A 5,379-nucleotide genomic window follows, 5' to 3' on the forward strand; every position below is an offset into this window, starting at 1 on the left:
ACGGGAATCGAACCCGCGTTAGAAGCTTGGAAGGCTTCAGTTCTACCATTGAACCACACCCGCGACTGGTCGGGACGACAGGATTCGAACCTGCGACATCCTGCTCCCAAAGCAGGCGCGCTACCAGACTGCGCCACGTCCCGACGTCCAAACAGTTTGCTTAGTATACCAGAACTTCTAGCACGTGCCAGACAATTTCGCTCGAAGTTCACGAAGTGCGTTGCCGCGGTGCGAAACGGCATTCTTCTCCTCGGGTTTCGCCTCCCCGAGCGAGCGCTCGAACCCGAACACCTCGGGCAGGAACAACGGGTCGTAGCCGAATCCGTTTTCGCCATGGGCCTCGTGTGCGATGCGGCCTTCTACCGTGCCGCGCGCATCCACCTCGTTGCCGTTCTCGTCCAGAAACACCAGCTGGCACACGAAACGCGCCGTACGGGCCTCGTCAGCAACGTCAGAGAGCGCATCGAGCAGCTTCGCATTGTTCGCCGCGTCGTCACACGGCTCGCCCGCATAGCGCGCGGAGTGCACGCCGGGCGCACCGTCGAGCGCATCCACCTCAAGCCCCGAGTCGTCGGCAAGCACCGGCATGCCGCCGCTTGCCTGTTGAGCCGCATGCGCCTTGATGCGCGCGTTGCCCAGAAACGTTTCGGCATCTTCTACCGGGTCCGAGCTGACGCCCACCTGCTTGAGCGTTTTAAACTCCCAACCCGGGAAATCAAGCGCCTCGGCAATCTCGGTTGCCTTGTGGGCGTTATTGCTGGCGATAAGCACGGTAGTCAAAGCTATTCCTTCCTATGCGGGCAAATCGAGGTGCATGACGCGCTCGATGGGTTTGCAGAACGCGCGGCTGCCGAAGCTTTGGAACTCCTCGATGTCGTTGCCGGTGGTGTAAAACTCGTACGTTGCCAAGCGCCCCGCCTGCGCGCGCTGGTGATGGCGGCCAAGGATCTCGGACACGTCACGCGCAGCTTCCTTCGCCGACGAGATGAGCGTGACATCGTGGCCAACCACGCCGCCGATAAGGGCCTTCAGCAGCGGAAAGTGCGTGCAGCCGAGCACAAGCGTGTCGATTTCGCAGCGGCGCAGCGGCTCAAGGTAGTCCTTCGCGATTTCCTGGAATGCCGGGCGGATGTAGACCTTCGAGGCAAGCGACGTGTAATTCTCGATGGGGCCTTCCGCCATGCGGATGCCCTGCTCGGCGATCTCGACGAAACGCGGCGTTGCCGTGGAGAACACGGTAATGCCGGCATCGATGTGACGAATGGCCTTCGTGTAGGCGTCGGATTCCACCGTGGCCTTCGTGGCGATGACGCCGACGCGCTTGTTGCGCGTGGCATGGGCCGCGGCGCGGGCGCCGGGCTCCACCACGCCGATGACCGGGATGGGCAGCGTCTGCTGCGCGTGCGCAAGGCCGGCCGCCGTGGCCGTGTTGCAGGCGATGACGATAAGCTTCACGCCCCGGCCAACCAGCCAGCTTGCGATCTGCTGCACGAAGCCGTCGACCTCAGAGAGGCTGCGCGGGCCGTACGGGCAGCGGGCCGAATCGCCCACGTACACGATGGACTCGTCCGGCAGCGCCTTGGCGATCTCACGCGCCACCGTCAGCCCGCCGAAGCCGGAGTCGAACACGCCGATAGGCGCGTTATCGAATGTTTCCTTGGTATCCATGCGCTTCAGTATAGCGTATACGCGCGACTTGTCTGGAATGCGCTCCAGCTGCCATAGTTTCTGCTAACCTGAATCAAAATCGAGTCATTCGGCAAAAGGAGCTTTGCATGTCGAAAGAAAAGGAGCATAAGACCAACGCCGTGCGCGAGATGGAGGCGGCGCACGCCGATTTCGCCGTTCGCTATTTCGAGTGCCCTGAGGCGCTGTCCGGCATGGAAGTGGCCGCCACGCTGGGGCAAGACCCCGATTGCGTGTTCAAAACGCTGGTGACGCAGGCGAAATCGGGGCAGCACTACGTGTTCATGGTTCCCGTTGCCTGCGAGCTTGACCTGAAGAAGGCCGCGCAAGCCGCCGGGGAAAAGGCCATCACAATGATCAAGTCGCGCGAACTGCTGCCGCTGACCGGCTATATCCACGGCGGGTGCAGCCCCGTGGGCATGAAGAAGCTGTTCCCCACGTTCATCGACGAGACGGCCGAGCTGTACGACCGCATCATGTTCTCCGGCGGGCGCATCGGATGCCAGATAGAGACCCCGCTGTCGGAGCTGCAGCGCGTAGTACCCGTGAAGTGCGCCGACATCACCGTGGTGTAGCACCGTGCGCCAAAGCGACCGCAACGAAAAGGCGGCTTCGTCCACGCAGGGACGAAGCCGCCTTTGCTTTTCCATATGAAGAAGCCAAGGCCGCAGCGCCTATCGGTGCACAACCACCACATCCGCGAGCTGCACAAGGTCGTACAGCTCGGCAGCCTTGTCGCTTGGCAGATTCACGCACCCGTGGCTGCCATACCCGTTGGCGTAGGCCTGGGGATCTTCGAACGCCGAATCAGGCTGCCACCATGCATCGTGCAGACCAACGGTGTTGCCCACGAACGGCATCCAATACTTCACGACCGTATCCTTGTACGTAACGCCATCGTCTTGCAGCGTGTGCAGCGTTTCGTCGGTTTTCTTCAGGTTGATGACGTACACACCTTCGGGCGTGGACTTCTTCTCGTCGGGAATACCGGTGACTACGCCGCTTTCCCACACCACTTTGCCGGAATCGTCATACATATAGGCGTGCTGCTCGGTAAGGTCGACATCGATGTAACGGTTGCCCCAGTCGCGCCCGCCTACGCCGTTGTATACTTCGCAGCTGCGCACATAGGGCACCTCGACCGTTTCGACCAAGCCGTTGTCTACCCCGTCGGTGACCAGGTCCATCAAGCCATCGTGGTCGATTTCCCAACCGTACGTGCCGCCCGACACCGTGCAAACTTTCCCATCAACGCGCGTGTACGTGCGCGTCGAGCCCACCGTGTCGCACTGATCACCCAGCTCATCGACCCACGACGTCATGGCATCGCGGTCAAGCGTGGCGTCAAGGTTCTCGTCGAGCACGACCCACTGCGAGATAAGCGTTGCGTCCACTTCGGCCGCCACCGATTTCGCCATGGTCAGCGTGATGTCGGCGCCGATCATGGTGTTCGCCTTGTCGGCCGCCTGCTGCAGGCGCGGGTCGCTTGACAGCACTGTAGGCTGCAGCAAGTCGCTATTCGTAAGCGTAACCTTCGGCGTAAGATCGGCAAGCGCGGCGTCGGCCGCAGCGATGACCTTAGCGGAGTCGATAGCCGTGCCAACCGACTCTTTCGACACCGCGAATTTGCCGAGCTTCTCATTGAAGGAAACTGCAGCGTCGACCGGCTGTTTCGCCGTTGCGTTGAAGGCATCGACCGCCTGGGTGACCACTTGCTCTAAGCCGGCATCGTTATAGCTGCTGACCATTGACGCCGTGGCATCGTGCGCGCGCGTGAGTTCAACGGGCCACAGCCATTCGTTCGTTTGCGACAGCGCGTCTTCGACAACCTCGTCGGCATCGAACGCGATGCCAGCATCCTTCGCGGACACCGTCAGCGAGAAACCGTCGCCCTTGATGCTGAGCTCGTAGTCGTTCACCTTGCTGGTAAGCGCGCTTTTCGCCTCGGCGGAAGACATGAGCGAGGTATCAAGGTTGCCGATAACGCTGTTCGGCATGAAATGGCAGCCGAAAAACAGCGCGACGCCGCAATACGCGATGGCAAGCAGCGCTATGACAACGCCGAGCGTGATGCCAAGCACGCGCCCCACCTTCTTCTTGGGACGACCGTTGCCGACAGGCGGCATAGAAACGCCCGAGGCGCCGAGATGGCTATACTGAGCCGCGCCGGCACCACGCTGAGCACGCGGCTGCTGCGGCACGAAACCAGACTTGCCATCAGGGAAAATGGGAGGGATGTTTTCAGCGGCCACGTGGCGGCCGCGGGATGCTTCGTTTTCGTTCTTCATATCAATCTCTTTGCATAGGATGCACTTGTGTTATTGTACCAACCCTGCTGCGCTCTTGCGACGGATAGAACGACTTATCCGTGAAAACCCACGAGCTTGGCGATAGCCGGCAGCAGTTTTGCGACATCAATGGGTTTCGCGAAGTGCGCGATCATGCCGGCGTCAAGGCTTGCCTGCACGTCGTCGTGGAACGCGTTTGCCGACATGGCGCAGATAGGGACCGTTTTCGCGTCTGGGCGGTCAAGCGCGCGGATGGCGCGCGTGGCCTCCAGGCCGTTTTTGCGCGGCATCATGATATCCATGAACACGATATCGAACGCGCCGGTGCTTGAGGCGGCGAAGATGTCGACCGCTTCCTGCCCGTCCCACGCCCGCGTCACGCGTGCGCCCAGGTCAACAAGCAGGCATTCGGCTATCTCCATGTTCATCTCGTTGTCTTCCACCAGCAACACGTTGGCGCCGCGCAGCGGGTCGGGCACGTTGCCGACATCGGAGCGGTCGATGCGGCAGGCCGTGTCGATGGCAAACGACAGCGTCACGCAAAACGTGGTGCCCTGCCCTTTCGCCGACGTCCAGGAGATGGTGCCGCCCATGGCCTCGACGAGCTTCTTCACGATGGACAGGCCCGTGCCGCTGCCTTCGTACACGGTGCGTGCGCCGGCACGCTTCTTGCGCGATTTCGACGTCGATACCGGCCATGTTGCCGTTGTCGTCGACGAACGCAAACGGGCGGTACTCGTCATAACCGATGGTAAGTGTTTCGGTTGGTTCGGGCGCCGACTCGCGCTGCTGGCGACCAGCAAGCAGCGAGATGGCCGCGGACGAACACGCGCAAAGCGCCAAGACACAAAACCGTAGACGAAGCAATGCGACGCCTCCTCCCCCGATAGAGCCGATACGACCTAAGAGCAAAATTATAGCGAGCTCAAAGGCTGCGCGAGATAGGCGCACACAGCGCGTTCATACGATTCATCGATAGGGAACCGGATGGGCTTGTTCGTTACCGAATGAGGAAAGCGGGCCGGCGGCATGTCGTCGGTGATCTACCTGCAGCCCGCATCCGTTAACGGATGCGTCGAACGCCCCGTTTTCCTGCGGTTTCGTCCGTTATTTGTCCGTTAATGCCTTCTCGAAATAGCGGAATTTACCGCGAATTACCCTGCTATACCCCACATGTAGAATATCTATCAAACATGAAAAAGGCCGCCTGAACTGCGAAAACAGAACAGACAGCCGTGAAAAAACTGGTGGAGGCGCGGAGAATCGAACTCCGGTCCATACTACATAATCCCCGAGGCTCTACAAGCTTATTCCGTTGTCGGGATTCGAAGCCTTGCGGTCAACGGACAAACGTAGAGGCTTCTAGTCGGTTCAATCTTTATCGAAGCCATACCGGCCACGTGCT

At 60.5% G+C, this 5,379-nt stretch carries 5 protein-coding genes, 1 tRNA gene, 1 other RNA gene and 1 pseudogene; 1 reads left to right on the forward strand and 7 read right to left on the reverse strand.

The window, feature by feature from the left end:
- Positions 1-66 precede the first annotated feature (66 nt).
- From ACWI6D_RS09160 to murI, 3 genes are all read right to left on the reverse strand, one after another.
- Positions 67-143, reverse strand: a tRNA-Pro gene (locus ACWI6D_RS09160).
- Positions 144-177: 34 nt separating this feature from the next.
- Entirely contained in the window at positions 178-771 is a 594-nt protein-coding gene (gene rdgB, locus ACWI6D_RS09165) for an RdgB/HAM1 family non-canonical purine NTP pyrophosphatase (protein ID WP_449134464.1), read from the reverse strand.
- A gap of 21 nt (positions 772-792) precedes the next feature.
- Positions 793-1,668 (reverse strand): glutamate racemase, encoded by an 876-nt coding sequence (gene murI, locus ACWI6D_RS09170; RefSeq protein WP_449134460.1) that lies wholly within the window; start codon positions 1,666-1,668, stop codon positions 793-795.
- A 107-nt stretch (positions 1,669-1,775) separates the two neighbouring features.
- Here murI and ACWI6D_RS09175 point away from each other — a divergent pair, with 107 nt between their 5' ends.
- A complete protein-coding gene (locus ACWI6D_RS09175; RefSeq protein ID WP_449134461.1) occupies positions 1,776-2,261 on the forward strand; it encodes an aminoacyl-tRNA deacylase in 486 nt (161 codons plus the stop codon).
- Positions 2,262-2,360: 99 nt separating this feature from the next.
- Here ACWI6D_RS09175 and ACWI6D_RS09180 read toward each other — a convergent pair whose 3' ends face one another.
- The 4 genes and pseudogenes from ACWI6D_RS09180 to ssrA all read right to left on the reverse strand — a co-directional run.
- Positions 2,361-3,974: a L,D-transpeptidase family protein gene (locus ACWI6D_RS09180; RefSeq protein ID WP_449134462.1), complete on the reverse strand. Its 1,614-nt coding sequence runs from the start codon at positions 3,972-3,974 to the stop codon at positions 2,361-2,363.
- Positions 3,975-4,048: 74 nt separating this feature from the next.
- Positions 4,049-4,717, reverse strand: a complete 669-nt coding sequence (locus ACWI6D_RS09185; protein ID WP_449134463.1) for an ATP-binding response regulator — start codon at positions 4,715-4,717, stop codon at positions 4,049-4,051.
- Positions 4,674-4,925 (reverse strand): annotated as a pseudogene (locus tag ACWI6D_RS09190) (hypothetical protein); the annotation flags it as partial. The pseudogene ACWI6D_RS09190 and the gene ACWI6D_RS09185, both read right to left, overlap by 44 nt.
- A 294-nt stretch (positions 4,926-5,219) precedes the next feature.
- Positions 5,220-5,379: a transfer-messenger RNA gene (gene ssrA, locus ACWI6D_RS09195) on the reverse strand; the annotation flags it as partial.

The organism is Senegalimassilia sp. (genome assembly GCF_977052095.1).

Coding starts and splice junctions, on each gene's coding strand:
- murI (WP_449134460.1), bottom strand. CDS start 1,668: ATGGATACCAAGGAAACATTCGATAACGCGCCTATCGGCGTGTTCGAC.
- ACWI6D_RS09175 (WP_449134461.1), top strand. CDS start 1,776: ATGTCGAAAGAAAAGGAGCATAAGACCAACGCCGTGCGCGAGATGGAG.
- ACWI6D_RS09180 (WP_449134462.1), bottom strand. CDS start 3,974: ATGAAGAACGAAAACGAAGCATCCCGCGGCCGCCACGTGGCCGCTGAA.
- ACWI6D_RS09185 (WP_449134463.1), bottom strand. CDS start 4,717: ATGACGAGTACCGCCCGTTTGCGTTCGTCGACGACAACGGCAACATGG.